The following is a 23,304-nucleotide window of genomic DNA, read 5'->3' on the forward strand; positions in this document are numbered from 1 at the left end:
CCGGAGCGCGTAGATGCCGCGGACGAGTAAAAAATCCGAGGGATTGAGTGATGCCGCTTCCATCGCAACCAGCACATCCTCGGGACCGAGGGTTGGTTCGGGGAGAGTACTGAGTTGGATGACATCCGAGGGTTCGCCAAAAGCCATCAGTTGCAACTGCCGCACGTGAAACTCCTTAGAACAAAGATGAATGTTTGCGATTTAGATTTGACCGCGCTCTCTTCAATCGCGCAATTCAGACTTGGGCGACGCCGCCGTCGACGAAGAATTCCGCACCGGTGACATAGCTGCTGTCCTCCGAGGCGAGAAAAACCACTGCCTTCGCGACTTCGTCTGGCGTTCCAATCCTGCCGATCGGAACTCCGTCGGAAGGGTTTCGATATTTTGCTTCGTCGGATGGAGTAGTTCGGTTAATCCAGGCGTGTCGATGACCACCGGACTAATGGCGTTTACTCGAATACGGCGATCCTTCAAATCCGCGAGTCCAGGTGCGCGCGAACGAACGCAGCGCTGCTTTTGTGGCGCTGTAGATGCTCCATCCTGCCCACCCTTTACTGGCCACGATGGAGGCATTGAGAATGATCGAACCTCCGTTCGGCATCAATGGCAGGGCCTTCTGGACTGTGAACACCAGGCCCTTGACGTTGATATCGAATATTCTTTGAAAATGCTCTTCCGTGATTTCTCCAAGCGGAGCAATCTCCGCAACACCGGCATTGGCAAATACTATGTCGACACGCCCCGTGGTCCTCCGCACGATGTCGTATAGCTTGTCCAGATCGGCGAGTTTGGCGACGTCACCCCGGACGGCGGTAACGTTCCGGCCGATTTCCTTCACGGCCGTGCTCAGCTCCGCTTCACGGCGTCCATTGAAAACGTACGCCCCTTCGCTTACGAAGCGCTTGCCGGTGGCAGGACCGATTCCACTGTCAGCTCCGGTGATGACTGCTACTTTATCTTCGAGTTTCCCATTCAAAGTGATTGCTCCTCATCGAGATTTCACTTTAAGGGTGACTAACAAGTGAACTTTCTCGGCTGAATTTGCCCGGTCTGCTTCCTCAGTCTGACTTCGGCCCGGCCTCGCACGACCTTGAGCGTCGTTACGATGAGCGCAGCGCTTCCCAACAGACCAAAGGAGGACACAAAATATGCTGCATTTGCGGTGGCCAGCTTTCGTTCGCTTAGAAAGATCGGCCCGGCTCCCAGATCACAGTGATTCCATCGCCAGTAGCAGCCCAGAGCCGTCACCAGGAGCGCGACTTTGAAGAGGCTCGCAAAAATGCGACCCAGCCGCTGCAAGCCGCGACGATCTTTGCGAATCGCGAACCCCTGAGCTTTGTCTTTCATAGAAGTTGCTTCGCTTCAGGTCTAGACAGTCATTGCACATACAACTATCGGACCAACGCGATCCGCAGCGCGGTGGCATCACCGACTTAGTCGGAGCCCTCTATTGGCAACGCTCCGTCACTGGCTTGACTCTGTTTTGGAGAATCGACGGTTTGTTTCAGATCGCGCGGCAAGTCCGAGGGCAGGGCACGGTCTCCGCCGCGCACACCCGCCGAAGTCATGCAGATGCTAGAAGCTCGAGCAATCAACCGTCGCCGTTCGTCAAAGATGTCTCATTCGACCAGGCCTGGCGTGGACGTTCCTCAACGATTTCAGGTGAGTCGCCGTCATCCGAGTCCGCGATCGGAAAGCCGGTTGGCAAATCGCGACGCGGTTCGCGCACCGCGACGGGTCCGTTAGCGTCAACTTCGATGGAATGTTCCATTGTCCGTCGCCTTACAGCTCGTTGCATGTACTTCAAAGATTTGCGTAGGCAAATATCTGGCCAAGAAGTCAGACCGCAGTGGAAGCAGGTGTGCCGTGGCTAAGCCGGCGGCAGCAAAACAACCCGTCCGCACTACCGCACGCAAGCTTCGCGGCCGTTGGGTTTTCAGATTGGGAATACGCGGCGTGGAACTGAGGTGACTCAATTCCTGCGAAAACGCCTAGGCAGCATGAAACAACGCACGCTGAATCGCCGGCAGCACTTCGCCTTCGTAGCGCTCGACGTGCGTGGCGAGCGTTCGCGAGAGAGCAAGCAGGGATTTCGCGAAACCCTCGCGGTCGCTGGAATCTTCAGAGGTTCCTCGGAGTCCCGCGTAAGACCCGAGCACGGCTAATAACCTGCGCATCTCCCGGCGTTCGTTCTCGAGCGTTTCGCCAAGTGCGACCGCAATCGCGCGATGTGCCTCGCCCCACGTCAGAACAAGCTCATCTTCGATTTGCAGATGCGACCAGAGATAGCGCCGGATGCTCTCCCACACTTCCATCGCCCGCGCACTAGTTTGATTGTCGTTCGGATCCGCAGCGAGCCTGGTAGCCACCAGAGCCAATTGCATGATCTGCTCGTCCAGTTTCAGGTGCTCGCGTGCCAAACACGAAACGAGACTATTGATCATCGGAACTTCGAGATCAGGCAGCGCTGTAAAGCAGTCGGTTTTTTTTCCGTTCGCGACCTCTATGGCTTTCATCTGTCATGCTCCGCTTACAAACCTCTAGCAATAGCGATGCCTAATGCGGCCTGGCTTGAGATCGCCGGTAGTGCCACGACCCTGGCTCACTCTAAATGATCTCTTGCCGCGAATAGCGGCGAGCGGTTTGCTCTTGAAAATCACCGAACTCTCAAGAGCGGTTGCCGAAGTCACGCGGCGTGACAGCCGAGCGAGAGCCTTTTGTTCTGGCAGGAACCTCTAGCTGAGAGAGCCGCCCCGCCAGAAACCTCAATTCTCTGACCGTTCACCCAGCCATTCTCGTGCGAGAGAAGCGCAGCGATCGTCGGTCCAACGTCATCAGGTACTCCCGCACGACCCAGTGCGGTCATTTCGGCAACCTGTCTGTTGACTTCGGGATTGTCCCGCACCATGCCACCGCTAAAATCAGTCTGAATCGCGCCCGGCGCGACCACCATTTGCGGTGATCGCACGCGGTCCGAGTTCCTTGGCCAGGTAGCGGGTCAGAACCTCGACGGCTCCTTTTGCGGCTGCGTATGCAGAACTCCCTGGAAAAGAGAAGCGTGTCAGGCCCGATGAAATATTCACGAGGCGTCCGCCGTCATTCATCACGGGCAGCAATTTCTGGGTCAGGAAGTAGACGCCTTTGAAATGGACGTTGACCACCTCATCGAACTGGGCCTCCGTCATTTGCTCAAAGCCGACCTGCAGGGAATTGCCTGCATTGTGTTCACAAGGTAGTCAAAGCGCTCCCTTCTCCAGGTCCCCAGCATCTTGCGCACATCGGCCACGAATCCGTCGAATGAATGCGTATCACCGAGGTCGAGGCGGAATGCGGCGGCTTTCCTTCCGATAGCTTCGATTTCGGCGATGAGAGACTCAGCTTCTCGCCGATTCGAGTGGTAGGTAAAGATGATGTCGGCGCCGCGCCGAGAGAGATTGATGGCAGTGTTGCGGCCGATACCACGGCTACCACCGGTGATGATGGCGGTCTTGTCCGTCAGGGTCTTCTTACCTCCGTGACTCTCCGGGTTAAGCCGGTGTCGAAAGCATTATCGGACTAGGATGAATGCGAGATTCGCAAGTCCGAGCACGACCAGGATTGCGATCGATGTTAGTGGTCTGTTGGTAACGGTGTAGGCGATCCCGCAGCATAAGCACGCGGAAGCGGCGATTAGGTTAATTGCGCGGTATTTCATCGCTCCTCCTCTTAGTGCGCCACCGCCGGCTTGCCTGGCTCGGGTCGGGCCAGCCAGAACACCATCGGTATAGCGCACAAGGCGAGAACCGCCAGGACCCAGAACGTGTCGATATACGCGAACGTCTGCGCCTGTGCCTGGAGACCCGCATAGATGCGGCCGTACGCCTGATGGATCGCATCGGGCGTACTGAGCCCTGCCGGTCCCAGCCGGCCCGCGAGGTTCTGAATTGCCGCCTGCATTCGTGGATTGTAAGAGGTTACGCTCTGCGCGAGTTGCGCCTGATGGAATTGCGCACGTTCGGTCACCATCGCACCGGTCAGCGAGATTCCTGCGCTCGCGCCGATATTGCGCATCAGATTCATCAGTCCCGATACTTGATTGTTCTGCTCCGGCTTCATTCCGACATAGGCGACGGTGTTGATGGGCACGAATAGAAAGGCCAGCGCGATCGATTGATACGTCCGGAGCATCATCGCGTTCCACCAACTGATCTGGAGATCAATCCCGGTCATGTGAAAGAGGGACGCGGATAAAACCAGGAAGCCAAACGCGACTATCCACCGAGCGTCCACGCGCATGATCAGAAATCCCACCAGCGGCATAAACGCCATGATCAGCAGAGCGCCCGGGGAAAGAGCCGTTCCCGCCAGTTCGGCGGTGTAACCCATCAGCAACTGGACGAATTCCGGCAGCAGGACCGTAGTGGCGTAAAGCATAAAGCCGAGCGCGAACATGAGCATGGCGGAAACCGCAAAGTTGCGATTCGTGAAGAGGCGCAGATTGACAATCGGATGTTTCTGATAGAGTTCCCAGATGACCCCGATCACAAATGCCGCCGCTGCTATCGAGGCGAACGCGACGATAAAATGCGATTGAAACCAGTTGTCCTCTTCCCCCTTGTCCAGAACTACCTGCAGAGGGCCGAAGGTCAACGCGAGCAGTGCCAGCCCGATGAAATCGATCCGCATTCGCTGGCGGCGAGCAAGCTGCCGCTCACGCACCAGATGTGGCGGATCCTGAATCATCCGGTGGGTCAGAAGCAGCGAGAGGATTCCCACGGGGATGTTGATGAAGAAAATCCAACGCCAGTTGTAGTTGTCGGTAATCCATCCACCGAGCGTTGGGCCTAGTGCAGGCGCCGCCACGATTGCCATTCCATAGACCGCGAACGCCATCCCGCGCTGCTCAGGCGCAAAAGTGTCCGCAAGAATACTCTGCTCGCTCGGTTGCAGACCGCCGCCACCTGCACCCTGCAACACCCGAAAAAGGATCAGAATTCCGAGACTCGGTGCGAGGCCGCAGAGGAATGAGCTCAGCGTGAACAGCGCCACGCAGGTCATGTAGAAGCGCTTGCGTCCGATCCTGGTCGAAAGCCACGCGCTCATCGGCAGGACGATAGCGTTGGAGACCAGGTAAGAAGTCAACACCCAGGTGCTTTCGTCCACGCTGGCCGACAATGATCCGGCAATGTGCGGCAGCGCTACGTTGGCGATGCTGGTGTCGAGGACTTCCATGAACGTCGCCAGGGTCACGGTCATTGCGATTGCCCATGGGTTGAGGTGCGGTCTTTGAAAATCAGTTACCGGCGCAAGGGTCGCGCTCCTTCGCTCGCCCCCATTAGGAGCTGGGCGCCTCGCGGGTACTCGATGCGCCCCCTCGCGATCGCCAGGACCAGGAGGGCCGGCGTCGTTGTTCGCTAGCGCAGCCATACCTTTGGTTCCACTGACATGCCGGGACGCAACTGAGTCAGATCCTGTCCGCGATCAAAGGCGATCCGGACCGGGAGACGCTGCACAATTTTGACGTAGTTGCCGGTCGCGTTTTCTGGCGGAAGCAAATCGTAAAGCGACCCCGTCGCGCCGGGCATGTTATCGATGTGTCCCTCGAAGTCACGTCCGAGCGCATCAAGATGAATCGTGACTGCCTGACCTGGACGCATCCGGGCGAGTTGCGTTTCCTTGAAATTCGCGGTTACCCAGAGCTGCTCCTGGGTCAGCGCCATCAGGCTCTGCCCGGGCTGTATACGTTGACCGAGTTGGGCACTGCGATTGCCGATGACTCCATCCGCCGGTGCGATGATGCGCGTGTAACTCAGGTTGAGCTCGGCCTGATCGAGCGCGGCTTGCGCCGCCTGGACCTGTGCCTCGCGAGAAGCGATGGTGCGCAGGGCGCTCGCCGCCCCAGCCTCGTCCGTGTTCACGGTTGCGGCTTGAGCCCGGGCCGTCGCATCGTACTGATCAAACTCAGACTGGGAAACGACCTTCAACTTGATGAGCTGGGTGTAGCGCTGAGCGTTGCGTTGCGCGAGGTAGTTCTGCGCCTCCGCCTGTCGGACGGTGGCGATAGCCGCGACATACTGCTGGCGAGCCGAATTAACATCGGCTTGCGCCTGGACGAGTTGCGCGCGGGCTTGCTCAACCGCGACCTGGTAGTCACGCGGATCCAGTTGAACTAGCAGCTGTCCCGCTTTGACGGATTGGTTGTTGTCGACATAGACCGCGCTGATGGTTCCGTTAATCCTCGAGCTGACGGGATCCAGGTACCCATCCACTTGCGCATCATCGGTGTCTTGGTACGACTGAACATACTTCCAAAGCTGAAATCCGCCGACGCTCAGAATCGCCGCGACAAGTGCTGCGAGAATAATGCGGGACGTACTCCACCGGCGCAGCCGCTCAGCAAGGGCTGAACGGTTGGGCTGATCGATGTCCACCTGTTCGCTCAGCAGCCCTTCGGGCGAATCCTCGTGGTCCGGGTGCTGAGTTGGTCGGAATGCCTGCAGCCGCTCAAGTTGGAGCCTGAGGGCTCGGATATCCTCGTGGAGAGCATCTTTCACCTCGAGAGCGGTGGATTCTCCCTCACTTGCTTCGTGCGAACTCTGGACCGGCTCTATCTCGCTGTTGCGTTCAAATTCGTTCATGTCCATGGCTGGGCTCCGGTCCCCCCGCTCGTGTCGCGGTGCTATCCGCCTCCAAACTGCGGAGCAGCAAGGCGAGCAGTTTGCTGAATTGCTTGATCTGCTCGGGCTTAAGAGCTTTTGCGAAGACATCCTCGTCGTCGTGCGCCAGCTTGGTGAACAGCCGGTGGCTCAGGTCAACGCCCTTTTCAGTGAGCTGAATCACGACGCTGCGACGATCGTCCTGCGAGGCCACTCGCTGCACCAATCCCCGGGCTTCGAGACGGTCGAGAATTCCGGTGATGCCGCCCTTGGTGATCAGGGTTGCCTCGGCAATCTCTGAGCACGTGAGGGCCATGCCTTTAGCTCGTGCAATTGCGGCGAGCACATCGACTTCTGAGACGTTCATGCCGAGCGCATGGTAAGGGCGGTCAGGGTTATTGGTGAAGAGAAATGCCGATCGGATCAGCGCTCTCGTGGCTACCACCGAAGCTTGATTGTCGATACGCGCAAAAAGCGCAACCAGTTGTTCACGGTCGATGGCTTTAGAACCTTGGGGCATGGCGTTCTCCCTCGTAAGCGATAGTCATGCCATAAATAATTTAGTTGTTAACTAAATTCAAGTGACCAAACCGCCTGCGTTTCGCGAAATTCCTCGCATTCTGCGAGGAGAATCCCGGATGCAGGATTAAGCCGGGACAATCGTACCTAGGTTGGCCCCCGCACTAAGCGAGCACCCGCCCCGCCACGACAGGTGGCCGAGGCGTAACCCGGGGACCAATTTTGTCTCGACCTGGATTCCCCTTAGCTCATGGGTAGAAACGCGGCGGTGCGCGAATGGTGAGACGACCAACCCGATCCGTGAAGCGAACCGCGACAGACGCGAGGGTCAGAATCCTAGCTCCGTAAAACGCGCCCAGATATGCCAAAACGCGCCCGGGGCAGCTACGGCAAATCCCGGGCCCGTGTTTTCACGTGTGTGTGAGGTCGAAGTTCACGCCCTCCATTGCGAACCGAGGAGGAGCATCACCCATGATGTGGCTGGTTCGTATCGCTCTAAAAAGGCCGATTTCGGTCGTGGTCATGGCGTTGTTGATGCTGGTGCTGGGGAGCCTGTCATTCGCACTGATGAACGTCGACATTTTCCCTGCCATCAACATCCCGGTCGTGATGGTCATCTGGACCTACCCCGGTTTGTCGCCGATAGATGTGGAACGGCGCATGGTCATCATCAGCGAACGCGCCTATTCGACTACCGTCAACGGTATCGAACATATCGAGTCCGAGTCGATGCTGAGTGTCGGTCTGCTCAAGGTATACTTTCAGCCCGACGCCGATATCGCCGGCGCCATCGCGCAAATCAACGCCGTCTCCGAGACCATCCTTTCCCAGCTTCCGCGCGGCACCGAGCCGCCGCAAATCATTTCTTACAACGCCTCGAACGTTCCGGTCGCGCAGCTCAATGTCACCAGCGACACAAAGTCCGGCCAGCAGTTGTTCGACTACGCATTCAATTTCCTGCGTCTACAGCTTTTTACGATTCCAGGATTTTCGTCGCCGGCCCCCCTCGGCGGCGTGCAGCGCGCGGTGATGGTGAATATCGATCCGACGCAGCTCTACGCCAACAACGTGTCCCCAAACGATATCGGCAATTCGCTAGCCACTTCCAACGTGATCATCCCTGCAGGCACCGCTCGGATCGGCCACTACGAATACCACGTCGACATCAACATGAGCCCGAGCTCGATGAGCGGGTTCAACCGGTTGCCGATCAAAATCGTCAACGGAGCGCCGGTCCTGCTCGGAGACGTCGCTCATGTAACCGATACTCATCAACCGCAAACCAACATCGTGCGTGTGGATGGCAATCCGGCCACCTACCTCATGGTCATCAAGCATGCCGCGGCCTCGACCCTCGCGGTCGTCGATGCGGTTAAGGCGAGGCTCCCATTTATCCGCGCAACCGCGCCCAAGGGGATCAAGGTCGCCTTGACCTTCGATCAATCGAAGTTCGTTCGTGCCGCGCTGTTTGAGGTAATCCGCGAGGCGACAATGGCCGCCTTCCTGGTCGCGCTGATGGTTCTGGTCTTTACCGGGTCGGGCCGCAGCATGGCGATTGTGATCACCTCGATTCCGCTCTCCATCCTCACCGCGATCGTCGTGCTCAAACTGTTCGGCCAGACAATCAACACGATGACGCTCGGCGGTATCGCGCTTGCGGTCGGGATGCTGGTCGATGACGCGACCGTGGAGGTCGAGAACATCCACCGCAACCACGCGATGAACAAACCCTTGCTGGTGGCGATCCTGGACGGAGCGCACCAGATCGCTACGCCCACCCTGGTCGGCACGCTTTCGATCTGTATCGTGTTTTTCCCCGTCGTCTTGCTGACCGGTGTCGCGCGATTCCTGTTTACTCCCCTGGCGCTAGCGGTGGTGTTCTCGATGCTGACGTCATACCTGCTCTCGCGGACGCTGGTGCCCACCATGGCCTCCTACCTGCTGCCCGAGCGGCACGAGGAGCCGGATGCAGACACACGCCTCGGGCGGCTGTTGATCCAATTCGAGGCAGGCGTCGAGCGGATACGCGAATGGTATGTTAGGGCCCTTCAGTCGTTCGTCGAGCATCGCGCAATCGCTCTGGGCGCGGTGGCTTGTGCGATCGTCGCTACCATCCCGCTCATATATGTCGTCGGTGAGGACTTCTTTCCCACTGTCGATGCCGGAATGATGCGCATGCACGTGCGGGCGCCGACAGGGACGCGCCTAGAACGCAGCGAGCAAATCGTACAGGCGATTGAAACTTCGATTCGCAAGGTCATCCCGGCCAATGAACTCGAAAGCATCAGCGACAACATCGGCATCCCGCTTTACTACGACCTCGGCTTCTACCAGACCGACAGTGTAGCCGCGCAGGACACCGACATCCTGATTCAGCTGCAGCCCAGGCACCATCCAACTCAGGAATACCAGGACAAGATTCGCGCGATGCTCGCGCACGATTATCCCGGAGTGGTGGGATATTTCCAGGCCGCCGATATCGTGAGCCAGGTTCTCAACTTCGGCTTGCCGGCGATGATCGACGTGCAGGTCTCCGGCAACGATCTGAATTCGGACTACGCCTACGCGGCCCGCCTGCAGCGCAAGCTGAACAGGATTCCGGGTCTGGTGGACATACGCATCGCCGAGCCGCTCGATTATCCGGCCCTCAGGGTAGACGTCGATCGCACCAAGGCATTGGAGGTCGGGGTAACGGAGCAGCAGGCTGCGTCGAGCGCGCTCTCCACGCTGTATGGCGCCAGCCTGCTCCAACCCAACTTCTGGCTCGATCCCAAAAATGGCGTGCAATACAACGTCATCGCCCAGTCGCCCTACCACCTGATGAATTCGGTAGACGCGATTGAGAACATTCCTCTCACCCAGGGACAGGTAAATAACCCGACCGGCTCAACCCAGCTTCTCTCGAACGTCGCCTCAGTTCAGCACAGCGTCGATCCGGCGGTGGTCGATCACTATTCGGTGCAGCGCGTCATCGACGTCGATTGTGCCGTATCGGGACGCGACCTCGGCAGTGCAACCCGCGCGGTGGAACGTGCGATCGGCTCCTTGGGTCGGCTTCCTGCCGGCACCCTGATCAACGTTCGCGGCCAGAGCCAGGCGATGCGCGATTCCTTCCGCACCCTGGGCGGAGGCATCGTCCTGGCGATCGTGCTCGTGTATCTACTGATGGCCGCGAATTTCCAGTCGTGGCTTGAGCCCTTCATCATCACCACGGCGATTCCCGGAGCGCTTGCGGGCGTCCTCTGGATGCTGGTGATCACGGGAACCACCATCAACGTCGAGTCCTTGATGGGCGCGATCATGGCGGTGGGCGTCGGAGTTGCCAACGGCAACCTGCTTATCACCTTTGCCAACGAGTTGCGCGAGGAAGGCAAGAGCCCGTTAGAAAGCGCGATTGAGGCGGGACGAATCCGGTTTCGCCCGATCATCATGACCGCGCTTGCGATGGTTCTCGGCATGCTGCCGATGGCGCTGGCGCTAGGCTCGGGATCCGAACAAAACGCACCCCTCGGCCGTGCCGTCATCGGAGGCCTGATCGTCGCTACGCTCATGACCCTCTTCGTGGTGCCGGCGATCTATTCGATCTTCAGCCTTTCGCTCATCACCAAGCGTGAGCGTGACCATCGTGTCGATTCGATTACCTTTCCGGGCGTCTAGAAAGAGAGGTCTTTCAAAATGACAACAACAAATCCAAGGCCGATCAAAACCCGGAGCAGCCGATTGCGCTTCATTCTGGGTTCAACCGTCAGTGTTTTGCTGGTGTCGCTGGTTTCGGGCGGAATCGTCCTCGCCTACCAGATGCGCTTGCAATCGCAGAGCATTGAGCTGACCGACAAAATGAATCGCGGCCCGCGCGTGCTGGTGGAGGCAATCAACCAGGCCGGCAGTGCGGGTACCTACGAAGTCCCAGTGACGATTCGCGGCTTCATCGAGACCCCCGTCTACGCGAAGGTCGCCGGATACCTCAAGAAACTCATGGTCGATAAGGGGGACCGCGTCCACAAGGGCGAAGTGATCGCTATCATCGAATCCCCTGAGACCGATAAGCAGGTTGCCGACGCGAAGGCCTCCTACCAGTACCAGGATGTGACCGACCGCCGCGATCAGTACCTGCTCAACAACGGTGTGATCTCGCAGCAGATGGCCGACGACCAACACGCCCAGATGCTCGAAGCCAAAGCCTTCTACCAACAGGAAGTGGCGATGCAATCGTACGAGGCGGTTACCTCGCAGTTCGACGGAGTCGTAACCGCCCGTTATGTCGATCCGGGAGCGTTGATACCGCAATCAACCAGTCCGTCGACCATTTCCAGTAACACGCCGATCGTCTGGCTGGCGACTCTCCAGCCGCTTCGCGTTTTTGCCTACGTGCCCCAGACGCTGGCGCCTCTCATTCACGACGGAGACCGCGCTTCGGTCACCGTCGAGGAGTACCCGGAAGAGCAGTTCGACGGCACGGTAACCCGGCATCCGCAAGCACTCGACCCGGCTTCGCGCACGATGCTGGTCGAGGTCGACCTGCCGAATCGCGATCTCAAGTTGATGCCCGGCATGTACGGGAAGGTGAAGCTTTCCGCCGCGGGTGGCGCGGGCGGACTCGTCGCGCCCGACGACGCGCTGATCTTCCGCGACGACAAGGTCTATCTGCCGGTGGTGCGCAGCAATCAGCTTCATCTCGAGGAAGTGCGGCTCGGACATGATGACGGGATCAGTGTCGCGGTCTCCGGGGACCTCCACGATGGCGACCTGGTGGCGATGAATGTTGGTCAAGCCGCGCTTGACGGCGAGAGCGTCCAGCCGGTGCGAATGGCAGGAAAGTGACAATGCAACGTACTCACGCATTTCACGCAGGTGTGAAGGTTTCTCTCACGCCTTCCGAGCATGAACGAACGAGTAAACAGGTTGTTGATTGGAGTGTTCTTTATTCTGTCGGCGACGATCGCCGTGGACCTTATCCGGTCGTTCATGGGCTTGGCGCAGTAAATGCCGGTCCAACCTGGTGGCAAAGGAGGCGCCTTAAGATGGAATTCGCAAAAATCGCCGGAACCGATTTGTCGGTCTCTCGAATTGGACTGGGCACCTGGTCTATCGGCGGATGGATGTGGGGTGGTTCGGACGACGATGAGGCCGTTCGCACCATACGGTCCGCTTTGGATCACGGTATCAACCTGATCGATACCGCTCCGGTCTATGGCTTCGGCCATGCCGAAGAACTGGTCGGCCGCGCCATACAGGAGAGCGGGGCACGCGATCGCGTGGTGCTGGCGACCAAGGTCGGCCTGGATTGGCGCGCTGGTCAGCCGTTTCGGGACTCGCGCCGATTGCGCATTGTGGCCGAGGTCGAGGCCTCGTTGCGCCGGTTGCGCACCGATCGCATCGACATCTACCAGGTGCATTGGCCTGATCCCGCAACCCCGATTGCGGAGACCGCGGAGGCGATGCTCAAGCTTTTGGAGCAGGGCAAGATTCGTGCGATCGGAGTGAGCAACTTCTCGCGCGAACAGATGCACGAATTTCGCCAGGTCGCTCGTATCCACATCGCGCAACCCCCCTTCAACCTTTTCGAGCGGGAGAGCGAGAAAGTCGTCCTTCCCTATTGCGCCTGGCACGGCATCTCGGCGTTCGCATACGGACCAATTTGCCGCGGCTTGCTAAGCGGGCGAATGAAGCCTGACACACGTTTTGCGGATGACGACCTGCGCAGTACCGATCCCAAGTTCCAGGGCGCGCGCTATCGACAGTACCTGTCCGCGGTTGAGCGCCTGGATCGCTTCGCCCGCGACAACTTCGGCAAGCGCGTCATCCATCTCGCGCTCCGCTGGGTGCTCGATCAGCTCGGCGTCACCGCGGCGTTGTGGGGCGCGCGCCGGCCCGATCAGTTGGAACCAATCGACCAGGTCATGGGATGGTCGATCCAAAATGGTGCACTCGCCCAAATCGACCGCATCCTGCGCGAAACTATATCGGACCCGGGCGGTGCGGAATTCATGGCGCCGCCGTCGCGAAGCGCGCGCTTCGTGGGCGAGCAGAAAGAGACCGCTATCGCAGCCGGGGCGATGCAGTGAGATATGAAGATCAAGGGTCAGACACCGAACCAGCAATGCAGGAGGAGTAAAATGTACAAGACCAAAAATGACATCCCCGAGAAGACTCGCGGCACGCTAGTCGAGCTCCTCAATGCGCGCCTGGCGGACAGCGTGGATCTGATGCATCAGGCGAAAGAGGCGCACTGGAACGTGAAAGGTCCCTCTTTCATCGCGCTGCACAAGCTGTTCGATGAAATCGTAGACTCGGCGGAGGAGTACATGGACCTGATCGCCGAGCGCGTCGTGCAACTGGGCGGCGCTGCGGAAGGCACGGTTCAGGTCGCGGCTCAGCGCACGACTCTGACACCATACCCAGTAGCCATCTCCGCTCAACGAGGTCACGTTGAAGCTCTCTCTTCCGCACTCGCCGCGTACGGCAAGAGCGCACGCACGGCAATCGATGAGAGCGACGAACTCGGCGACAAGGATACGGCCGACATCTTCACCGAGATCTCGCGAGGCATCGACAAGTACCTGTGGTTCGTCGAAGCGCACCTGGGTTGAGGGCTCAAGCGTGCAAGTGTTAGGGGCCGGCGTCTCAAGCTCATCGTAGCTCTCCTCCCGCTACGGAGTGCCGCAGGGGCGCCGGCGCCTCTCTGTCCAAATTAGGCCGATTGGTCGAGTAACTTGCGCGTCAACTCGACATGGCGGGGCATCCCGATACGCGTGTAGGTGACGAGGGCTTCGCCGAGCAATTGCCGCGCCCTCTCGCGATCGCCGTTCGCCGCGCGATCGATCAGCATCATCGCGTGGAATCGCCGCACTTCAGCTTCCTCGAGGTGATGCGGTAGTTCGAGCGCTTGTTTCCGGGCGGCCAGGAAATGCTGCTCTGCGCGCTTCCAGTCTCCGGCTGCGCCCGCGGCAATTCCCGCGACCGTCTCCGGAAAACGGATTTCCAACGCCGTGCACTTTACACCGGACTCGAGCAGCTCACGAACCAGCGGGTAGAGTTCCGCGGTTCGGCCGCGTTCTCCGATCATCGCCAAACCTTCGATCGTTCCTATCAGGAGTAACCATGCGCCGATTGTGTTTGCCGTCCTTGGTATTGGAAGACGCGGCCGGGTCTCGTCTGCCAATTCCACAGCCCGGTCCCGTTCACCTGAATAACCCGCAAGTCGGAGCAGCATGGAAGGGCCGAACCCCGCGAAGGCCCTGTGCACTTCACAGTTGCACGCTTCCTCTGCCAGCGATCGCGCGGTGTCCCAGTTTCCCGCCAGGAATTCGACCAGGCTCACCTGCGCCAGCGACTGGGCGATAAACAACGACAGCGATGCGGCGCGATTCAATGCGAGATCATCACGGATTCTCCGGCCGAGCATCGCCAAATCAGGGAAGCGGCCGAATTCTGCCCACGCCCGGATCGAAATACAGAATGTCAAGGCGGCAAGTTGTCCTACGCTTCTCGCCAGCGGCTCCAGTTCAATCGCAATCTTCAGCGCCTGGTCCGGTTTGCCCATCTGGTAGAGCGCGCGCATCTCGATTGAGAGCGCGAGCGCGTGCGTCCAGGGCGAGCTCTGAGCATTGCTCATTTCCACGCTTCTGCGGGAATCCTCCAGCGCTGGTCCGAGTTGAAGAAAGTTGCTACTGCAGACGGACCGATAGGCCAGGACCCTTGCTAGAAAGGGCGATGCTGCCGGCGACGCAACTACCTCGTCAAAGGCCCGTCGCGCGGGCTCGATTGCACCGCGCGCTGCTTGGATGTACCCAAGCGCGGCCAGCAGGCGATAGCGATAGGCATCTTCATCCTTGCTGCGCAGATGGTTGAGACCGCGTTCGGCGATCTCTGCCGCTGCATCGAAGCGACCTGTCCATGCAAGGCTCTCCACCATTTCGAAGACGATTCTGCCGACCGATCTCAGGTCGCCCGACCCCAGGTACAGTCCTATAGCTTCCTGAAGATGGGAGGTCGCCGCATTCCAGTCTCCGAGGCCCCGTTCTGCCCCCGCCAGATCGGCCAGGGTTCGTGCATGCATGACCGGATCGGGCGACTGATATTGAAGCGCCTTGACCAGAGTAAGCCGCGCGTCCTCCAGCGCACCTGCTCTAAGCAGGATCTGCCCGGTGACAGATAGGTAGGACATAGCCTTCCCCGCATCTATATAGGGACCGCTCTTGACCAGGTGGTAGGCAATCTCCGCGGCATGCTCCTCGATACGCGCGGCGAACACCTTTTCCATCGCCAGCGCGATCTTCAGATGCAAACGCTGCTGGCGCGGCAGCGATATTCCGGCCAACAAGGTCTGTCGTACGAGCTCGTGGGAAAAAGCAAACGGGGCTTCGGGTCCCTGCGAACTCGAGGTTATGAAACCTGTATGCTCCGCTTCCTCCAGCCCGTCGAAGAGCGCGTCCGGATCCATCCGATCCAGCACCGCCTCGAGCAGGACGAAATTGAAACTTCGGCCGATCACCGACGCCGCGGAAAGGACTTCTCGCGCATCTTCGCTTAGGCGGTCGAGCCTGCGACCCAAGACAAGGCGGATGTTTTCCGGCACGGTCAGATCGTCGCTGCCGAAGCTCTCGCGAAAATCTCCTGCCTCGCCGTAGATCTTTCCCTCTTCGACCAGGTGACGGAACACTTCCTCGACGAAGAAGGGATTTCCCTGGGTTTCTTCAAAGATCAGCGTGACCAAGTGGTCTGGTGGATGTCGGCCGCTGAGACTGACCAGCATCTCCCTCACGCTCTCCCTGTGGAGGCCTGCGAGTTTGATCGGATCGACTCCAAGCCGGATCAACTCCTCCAGCGTCCGATTCAGTGGACGGGTCGCATCGAGGCCCTCGTCGCGATAGTTGGCTACGACCAGGACTGGTACATGCTCGACACGCCGGGCGAGAAAGCCCAGCATCGCCAGCGTCGATTCATCGGCCCAGTGAATGTCGTCCAAGAGCAGCAACAGGGGCTGGTTGCGCGAGCTTCGCGCGATGAAATCGAACAAGCCTTGAAACAGATGACGCCGTTGCTGTTGGGTCGGAAGTTCAGCCGGGGTCGGAAGATCAGGGAACACTCGCCGCAATGCGGGCGCGATCTGCGCAAGTTCAGCTGCATCGTCCGCCGCCACGCTGCGAAACTGCTCCACGCTTGAAGCCTGGGCCAATGCCCCCTCGATGACCTCCACGAAAGGCATCAGGGGGTGTGGTTCGTCGCGCTCGTAGCACCGGCCGTTCAGGCACGCGAAACCACGACTCGACGCTTGCGCAAGAAATTCCAGCGAAAGCCTCGTTTTCCCGACTCCCGGCCCCCCGCCCACAAGCACGAATGAACCGTGACCGAGGAGTGCACTTTCCGCCGCGTTCCAGAGTCGCGACAGTTCCGCTTCCCGCCCCACAATTTCTGTCCGGTTCCTCGCTGACGCCGCTGCGATCGGCGGGCGGAGGGAGTCCAGACTCCGGACACCCGAGACGGCAAGGTGGGCGATTGCGGGATCCGGGTTGCTCGCACGATGCTGCGTGCTGGATGCGCCGAACTCCCAGACAAGTGGTATGGCAGGATCCGGATAGTAGGCACAAAAGATGCCTGTGCTGATACGGCGCAAGAGAACGGCGCCTAATTCGTGGTGATTCTCTTCGATCCGATCCAGCGCCGATTTGATTGCGTGAGTTACGCTCTGGCGAGCGCGTTCAGAGGCAGAAGCCGCCTTACGGTTGCGGCCCCCAAGACCGACCGCACGCGAGAGCTCGGCAGTGAGCGCCTCGATTTCCGACTCGGCCTGCTCGGCTCGCGCCACATTTCCGAGACTCTTGGCCTCCTTGAGCTCGTCGCGGAGTTCCTCCAGGCGGCGTCGGTACTGCGCCTTTGCTTGATCATCGAGCATTTCACCCGCATCGCCTAGGTCTCCCGTGTGAAGTCCGGCGGCTGCGAGTGCGTCTTCCCCGCGAGGGAGCGAGGAGCCTGGTCGAACCGAAGTATCATCGGAATCGCCGCCGATCCCGTGAATCAGATCTTGGGCGTGAAACTCCCTGCCCGGAAAACGAAGCAGCTGCGCGAGATACGACAGTCCCTTGCTATGCCTGAGAGTAAAGGAATCGTTCTCGAATCCAACCCGCCAGAAGTCGCCTTCCTTGGAAAAGACTCCGTGACGTTGCACTGCGGTGCCTTCGGGTCCGCGAGTGGAGGCTACCGAGGCGTGGGAGATTTCATCTTTGCTTGCCATCTTGCAGCGAATGCATCGTGGCGAACTCTGCAACTCAATCGCGACCAACAACATCAGGGAGATCTCGAAAAAGCCCCACTCGTAGTCGCGCGGGCCGGCTATGCGAGAATTCTCCGATGATGCCCTGCATGTGTCCAGAAGATGTCGCTGTCTCGGCGCTGCCGTCGACGAAAGACTACTGATTCAATTGAGTTTCCTCCGATCTACATCGAGCGCAGAGATGCGGGAGGCCAGGGTGGTCGGTTTCATACCGAGTAATTCTGCGGCACCACCGGGCCCTGAGACTTTCCCGTTGGTCTGCTTCAAGGCGTTTATGATGGCTTCCCGTTCCTGCCGCTTTAATTCGTCTCGTGTGGGGAGCGAGGCTTTCGTTAGCGGCTTCTCTTGCCCTTCGGTAGGCTTGCTCGTACGCGCAGAGGGGAGATCGAAGGTCAGCGGTCCTTCGCTCCACAGAATGATGGCGCGCTCTATCGTGTTCTGAAGCTCACGCACATTGCCAGGCCAATCATAAGAGGCAAGCTGATCCAGTGCCGTCTTAGTGAGTTGTGGTTCAGGGCGATTCATCCGCCGCGTGCTTTGACGGATGAAATGGGCCGCGAGCCGCCCAATGTCCTTGAGGCGATCTCTTAACGGCGGGACTTCGATGGGAAACACGCTCAAACGATAGAAAAGGTCTCGGCGAAACCGAGCCTCGTCGACTTCCTTCTTCAGGTCCCGATTGGATGCGGCGATGACTCGCACATTAACCTTTCGCGTACGCGTATCGCCCACTCGCTCCAATTCCTGCTCCTGCAACACCCGAAGCAGTTTGGCCTGCATCGCGAGCGGTACTTCACCGATTTCGTCCAGGAACAGCGTGCCCCCATTCGCAAGTTCAAAACGTCCCGGCTTGTCCTTGAGCGCACCGGTGAACGCACCTTTCACGTGCCCGAAGAACTCGCTCTCAAAAAGACCTTCGGGTACCGCGCTGCAGTTCAATTTGACCAGCGGGTGCTCGCTTCTTGCGCTGCGCTCGTGGATGGCACGCGCGACGAGCTCCTTTCCCGTGCCACTCTCTCCTGTGATCAGAACCGTAGCATCGGTTGGTGCAACTAAACCGACCTGCTCCGTGACTTTTTTCAGGCCAGAACTTCCCCCGACGATGTCGCCAAAGTTCTGTTCTGCGCGGATCTCGTCGAGCAGGTAGGTGTTCTGCGCCTCGAGCCGCGCCTTCTCTTGCTCCATCAAGACCCGTTCGGTGATGTCCATGAACATGCTGCGTGTATAGGTGCCGGTCGGCTCCGGCTTGCACCACCATCGGACCCACAATGGTCTGCCATCGTCCCTCCGCCGCAATTCGAGGACCACTCCCTTTTCGTCGGTTCCGCTGGCCAGCAACGGGAGCGCCTCGTGCAGGCGACGTTGAGCCTCTGGCGTATCAGGGAAAAACGAGGTCCCGAGCAAACCCACTATCTCATCGGGCTTGACGCCGAGGATCTCCATCGCCGTGTGATTGGCTCGAAGAATGCGCGTGTCGACAGCCTGATGGACGTAGGCGATGGGGGCTTCCTCAAACAGATCGCGGAATTGTTCCTCGCTAAAAGCCAGTCGTTGGTTCGACTCGCGGAGAGCCGACTCTATTCGCAATCGTTCGACCTCGGCGCGCACGCGCGCCGCGAAGATCCGCATCACGTCAATGCCGCGCGGACCATCAGGCATCGGCTTATCGTCAAAAATCGCGACGTGACCAAAAACGCGGCCCCGCGCATCTAGTACGGGCACCCCGGAATAGCTCTGCGCACCCCAGCGCTGAACCAAACCATCGTTGGGAAAGCGTGCACGCAAATCATCAGAGTAGTGAGCGACTTCTCCGTGGAGCACGCTCTCGCATGGCGTTCCCTTGAGCGGAAGTTCGCCGTTGCTCCCGAAGTGATCACGCTCCCACATGGCAAGTATCTTGAAACGTGTGCCGTCATCGGAAAGCCGGGTGACAAAGGCGTATCCCACCTCCAACGCCTGGGCGAGACTGCGAGCCAGCGATGAGAAGAAACGGTCGCCGATTTCAGCCTCGACCCCCTCGGCGATCGTTCGCTGGACGCGTTCGAGCCGGGCGACGTCCTGCGCGTAAAGCCGCAGTTCCATCTGATTCGTGGCGAGTGCGGCCAAAGCCCTGAGCATCTCTGCCTCGCCCGCTGCCAATTCGCGCGGCTTCTGGTCGAGGACCCACACGGTTCCAAGATTGAAGCCATCGAGGCTGCGCAGCGGAGCAGCCGCATAGAAACGGATGCCGAGATCCAAAACGAACGAGTGACCGAGCGCGCGCTCGTCGTGCGCAGCGTCGTTCAGGTAATAAACCCCTTGCGAGAGCATTGCTGAGGAACATAACCCGGCATCGCGCGCTGTCTGGTCGAAGTCAATGCCGACTCTCGACTTGAACCATACGCGGTCTTCGTCGACCAGGCTCACGCCGGCCATCGGCACGTGGAAGAAATTTGCCGCCATTTCGGCGATGCGATCGAAAGCCGGCTCGGGTGGGGTGTCGAGGATCTGGTACCGTCGGAGCGCACGCAAGCGCTCGGCCTCGTTCTTGAGGGGCTCGATTGTCATGACCTCAAGGCCGACCAGGTGCCCATTTCTGTGGCGGGCACTTGGCCATCATCAACCAGTATCTCTTTCGGCGCTGTGCAGTTGTCCTCCAGATGTTCTTCCTTTGCCTGGCGTCGGGCAAACGCGCATGGCACGAAATATGTTCCTTTGAGGTAGGCCAGCGAACCAAATGGTGATCGGGTGCGAACGCCGCTTATCCTTTTCGACGGGGTCTGCAATCTGTGCAACGGCTGGGTGAGATTCATTATCCGCCGCGATCCGAACGGAATTTTCCACTTCGCCGCCCAGCAGACACCCACCGGCCAGGCCCTAGTCCCGGATTACATGAGAAACACTAGCGATTTGCCCAGCGTGATTTTAATCGACGATAGCGCGATTTACGCGGAGTCTGATGCCGTCCTCGAGATCTTTCGTCGGCTTGCTCCGCCCTGGTCCTGGATCGCCTTCCTACGGATCATTCCGCGGCGAGTTCGTGACGCGTGTTACCACTTCGTCGCACGCCATCGTTACCGATGGTTCGGGCGAACCGAGGTCTGTCCACTCCCATCAGCAGATATCAGGTCGAGGTTCATCGGATGATGCGTCAATCGGGTGAGCCTTCGATCAGCAACGACTAATCGTAATTTTCCGATCTTTCGTAAGCCGGCTCCCGACGTTGTTCGAGGGAATCTTCTCTATTTCCGCCGTTTTGCGAAATCCGCCGACTGGCATGGAACATGTTTCTCTATCCTCTCATGAGTGCGACAGAAGAGGAATCAGTGAACCCCACCACCCAGCAGAGCCGTATCCCGCAAATCGATCCGGAGCGTGCCAGCGAAAAAACCAAGCGATTGCTTGGACGAGTGCGGACGAAACTCGGCCTGATTCCAAATCTGTTTCGCGTCCTCGCGAATGCACCGGTGGCGCTGGAGGGTTATCTCAATTTCAGTGAGGCGCTGGCCGGCGGAGCGCTCGACAACAAAATGCGCGAGCAAATCGCCCTGGCAGTGGCCGAAAGCAATCTCTGTCCGTACTGTCGCAGCGCACACGCGTTTCTGGGTGAGAAGGCCGGGCTTTCCACCGAGGAAATCGCAGACGCGATCCGCGCCAGGGCAGCGGATCGTCGCACCGATGCGGTTCTGAAGCTCGCGCGAATCATCATCGTTCAGCGAGGTGAGGTCAGCGACGCGGAGCTCCAACGCGCCAGGGCTGCGGGTCTGACCGACGGGGAGCTCGTCGAGACGGTCGCCAACATCGCGCTAAACATCTTCACCAACTACATAAACCATGTCGCGCGCACGGCGATCGATTTCCCGGAAGCAAAAGCCTTGGGTGCCGCGGAAGAATCGGAGACGTAACACCTCCGTTCACTCAAGTAACGACTCGAACATGGCTTCCTGTGCCCCAGCAATGATTGTTTCTAAGGAGAATGACCGATGCCCGAGGTTGAAAAGTATGAAAACCTTGTCCTTGGCAGCGGGGCCGCAGGTAAGCTGCTGACCTGGACTCTGGCTGGCGCAGGCCATCGTACTGCCGTGGTCGAACGCGGACCTCTGGGGGGAGCCTGTCCGAACGTCGCCTGCCTGCCCAGCAAAAACATCATTCAGTCCGCGAGAGTTGCTTCCCTCGCCAAACGAGGGGCCGAGTTCGGGCTCAATTTCAATTCGTTGAGCATCGACATGGAGAGCGTCCAGCGGCGCAAACGGTTGATGGTGGAAGGCCTGCAGGAGTTCCACCTCAACCAGACGATGGCCAGCGGAGCTGAGCTGTTCCGCGGCGAAGCGCGCTTTGTCGGTCCTCGCACGGTCGAAGTCGATCTTAGGGACGGCGGCAAGAAAACCATCTCCGGCGACCGGGTGTTTGTCGACGTGGGTACGCACGCCGCCATACCGGCGATTCCCGGGCTGACCGAAGCGAAGCCCATGACCCATGTGGAGGCACTAGATCTCGCTCGGTTGCCAGAACACCTAATTGTGCTGGGGGGCGGATATGTTGGTCTGGAGCTGTCGCAGGCGTTTCGCCGATTCGGCTCACGCGTGACAGTGATCGAAAGAGGTTCTCAGATCGCCAGCCGGGAGGATCCGGATATCGGCAATGCCCTGAAGGATCTGTTCGTCGATGAAGGAATCGAGGTGTTACTGGGGACCAGCGTCGGCCAGGTGGAAGGAAACTCTGGCCGTCGAATTCGGGTCCACATCGAAGATGCCCAGAGCCGACGGGTTATCGACGGGACTGACATTCTTGTCGCCACCGGCCGGACACCAAACACTGAAGGACTCGGCTTGGACAAGTCCGGCGTCCAACTCGATGAGCGCGGCTACGTCAAAGTCAACGAATACTTGCTCACCACCAGCGAGAATGTCTGGGCGATGGGCGAATGCGCAGGCAGTCCGCAGTACACTCACGTCTCCGTCGATGACTTTCAAATCGTTCTGGCCCATCTGAATGGCGGAAACCGCACCAAGGCAAGGCGTCTCATCCCGTTCTGCATGTTCACCGATCCGGAACTCGCGCGGGTCGGGAAAAATGAGTCCGAAGCACGCCGCGACGGCGTCGAGTATCGACTGGCGAAGATGCCGATGGCCGAAATTCTACGTACCAGGACCGTGTCTGAGCCGCGCGGACTGCTGAAGGTGCTGGTCGCGAAGAACAGCGACGAGATTCTCGGCTTTACCGCTTTCGGTATCGAGGCAAGCGAGCTGATGGTCGCGATGCAGACGGCGATGCTCGGTCACCTGCCGTACACGGTTTTGCGCGACGCAATTCTCGCACACCCCACGATTTCGGAAGGGTTGAGTCTTCTATTGGCGAGAGTTCCTAGCCGATGACTCAGGCCGGCAAAAGGAGAAAGTCATGAGCTCCAGCTCAGTAGGAATAGTAAGCGCCCGAACCGCGGTTGAACCGGTTGCTATCGAGGATGTCGGCAGGGAGATAGTCCGCTGGGGTCTGATCGTGGTGCTCGGGTGGATCGGCGCGATGAAGTTCACGGCCTACGAGGCGATGGGCATTCAGCCGTTGGTCGCGCACAGTCCATTCGTCAGCTGGATGTACGATTTCCTCAGCATTCGATCATTCTCGGCGGTGCTCGGATGCATCGAAATCGCGACCGCCGTACTGCTTGGCCTGCGGTATGTCTCCCCCAAGGCATCAGCGGCCGGCAGCCTTCTGGCGATTGGGCTGTTCGCGACCACCCTTTCTTTTCTCTTCACGACTCCCGGCTGGGAACCCACTCTAGGTTTCCCCGCCCTGTCGGCCATGCCCGGACAGTTCCTGCTGAAAGACATCGTGCTGTTCGGCGCAGCAGTATGGTCGTTGGGCGAATCGATCAAAGCGATTCGGGCGTGACAACTG

Annotated in this window: 15 protein-coding genes and 2 pseudogenes; 8 read left to right on the plus strand and 9 right to left on the minus strand. The window is 59.2% G+C overall.

Translation table 11 applies throughout. The annotated features are described in order from the left end of the window. Positions 1-235: 235 nt before the first annotated feature. The 4 genes and pseudogenes from VGI36_14840 to VGI36_14855 form a co-directional block, all read right to left on the minus strand. Positions 236-976, minus strand: a pseudogene (locus VGI36_14840) (SDR family oxidoreductase). A 38-nt stretch (positions 977-1,014) separates the two neighbouring features. Continuing rightward, positions 1,015-1,347 carry a hypothetical protein gene (locus VGI36_14845; protein ID HEY2486425.1) on the minus strand — a complete coding sequence of 111 codons (333 nt, stop codon included), beginning with the start codon at positions 1,345-1,347 and terminating at the stop codon, positions 1,015-1,017. Between the two features lie 644 nt (positions 1,348-1,991). Beyond that, positions 1,992-2,516 (minus strand): hemerythrin domain-containing protein, encoded by a 525-nt coding sequence (locus VGI36_14850; protein HEY2486426.1) that lies wholly within the window; start codon positions 2,514-2,516, stop codon positions 1,992-1,994. Positions 2,517-2,921: 405 nt separating this feature from the next. After that, positions 2,922-3,212, minus strand: a pseudogene (locus tag VGI36_14855) (SDR family oxidoreductase). Positions 3,213-3,301: 89 nt separating this feature from the next. Between VGI36_14855 and VGI36_14860 the strand changes: the two are divergent. Further along, a complete protein-coding gene (locus VGI36_14860; GenBank protein ID HEY2486427.1) occupies positions 3,302-3,559 on the plus strand; it encodes a hypothetical protein in 258 nt (85 codons plus the stop codon). Between the two features lie 146 nt (positions 3,560-3,705). Here the strand turns inward: VGI36_14860 and VGI36_14865 are convergent, their stop codons facing one another. The 3 genes from VGI36_14865 to VGI36_14875 form a co-directional block, all read right to left on the minus strand. After that, complete coding sequence (locus VGI36_14865) at positions 3,706-5,235, minus strand: DHA2 family efflux MFS transporter permease subunit (protein HEY2486428.1); 1,530 nt, start codon at positions 5,233-5,235, stop codon at positions 3,706-3,708. A gap of 158 nt (positions 5,236-5,393) precedes the next feature. Then, positions 5,394-6,617: an HlyD family secretion protein gene (locus VGI36_14870; GenBank protein ID HEY2486429.1), complete on the minus strand. Its 1,224-nt coding sequence runs from the start codon at positions 6,615-6,617 to the stop codon at positions 5,394-5,396. Then, a complete protein-coding gene (locus VGI36_14875) occupies positions 6,604-7,155 on the minus strand; it encodes a MarR family transcriptional regulator (GenBank protein ID HEY2486430.1) in 552 nt (183 codons plus the stop codon). The genes VGI36_14870 and VGI36_14875 overlap by 14 nt, the downstream gene beginning before the upstream one ends. A 470-nt stretch (positions 7,156-7,625) precedes the next feature. On the opposite strand from VGI36_14875, the gene VGI36_14880 reads away from it, so the two are divergent. The 4 genes from VGI36_14880 (at position 7,626) to dps (ending at position 13,744) form a co-directional block, all read left to right on the plus strand. Further along, entirely contained in the window at positions 7,626-10,811 is a 3,186-nt protein-coding gene (locus VGI36_14880) for an efflux RND transporter permease subunit (protein HEY2486431.1), read from the plus strand. Between the two features lie 63 nt (positions 10,812-10,874). After that, positions 10,875-11,975 (plus strand): efflux RND transporter periplasmic adaptor subunit, encoded by a 1,101-nt coding sequence (locus tag VGI36_14885; GenBank protein HEY2486432.1) that lies wholly within the window; start codon positions 10,875-10,877, stop codon positions 11,973-11,975. 200 nt (positions 11,976-12,175) lie between these two features. Continuing rightward, on the plus strand, positions 12,176-13,219 hold the full coding sequence (locus VGI36_14890; GenBank protein HEY2486433.1) for an aldo/keto reductase: 1,044 nt from the start codon (positions 12,176-12,178) through the stop codon (positions 13,217-13,219). A gap of 3 nt (positions 13,220-13,222) precedes the next feature. Then, the gene (gene dps / locus VGI36_14895) at positions 13,223-13,744 is read left to right on the plus strand and encodes a DNA starvation/stationary phase protection protein Dps (GenBank protein HEY2486434.1); all 522 of its coding nucleotides are present in this window, start codon (positions 13,223-13,225) and stop codon (positions 13,742-13,744) included. A gap of 101 nt (positions 13,745-13,845) precedes the next feature. Here dps and VGI36_14900 read toward each other — a convergent pair whose 3' ends face one another. Beyond that, positions 13,846-17,388: an AAA family ATPase gene (locus VGI36_14900; GenBank protein HEY2486435.1), complete on the minus strand. Its 3,543-nt coding sequence runs from the start codon at positions 17,386-17,388 to the stop codon at positions 13,846-13,848. A gap of 183 nt (positions 17,389-17,571) precedes the next feature. Next, entirely contained in the window at positions 17,572-19,974 is a 2,403-nt protein-coding gene (locus tag VGI36_14905; GenBank protein HEY2486436.1) for a sigma 54-interacting transcriptional regulator, read from the minus strand. Between the two features lie 758 nt (positions 19,975-20,732). Here VGI36_14905 and VGI36_14910 point away from each other — a divergent pair. The 3 genes from VGI36_14910 (at position 20,733) to VGI36_14920 (ending at position 23,298) form a co-directional block, all read left to right on the plus strand. Continuing rightward, positions 20,733-21,311: a carboxymuconolactone decarboxylase family protein gene (locus tag VGI36_14910; GenBank protein HEY2486437.1), complete on the plus strand. Its 579-nt coding sequence runs from the start codon at positions 20,733-20,735 to the stop codon at positions 21,309-21,311. Between the two features lie 78 nt (positions 21,312-21,389). Further along, complete coding sequence (locus tag VGI36_14915; protein ID HEY2486438.1) at positions 21,390-22,781, plus strand: FAD-dependent oxidoreductase; 1,392 nt, start codon at positions 21,390-21,392, stop codon at positions 22,779-22,781. A gap of 25 nt (positions 22,782-22,806) precedes the next feature. After that, positions 22,807-23,298 carry a DUF417 family protein gene (locus tag VGI36_14920; GenBank protein HEY2486439.1) on the plus strand — a complete coding sequence of 164 codons (492 nt, stop codon included), beginning with the start codon at positions 22,807-22,809 and terminating at the stop codon, positions 23,296-23,298. Positions 23,299-23,304 lie beyond the last annotated feature (6 nt).

The organism is Candidatus Binataceae bacterium, from assembly GCA_036495685.1.
In the GTDB taxonomy this organism is placed as follows: domain Bacteria; phylum Desulfobacterota; class Binatia; order Binatales; family Binataceae; genus JAFAHS01.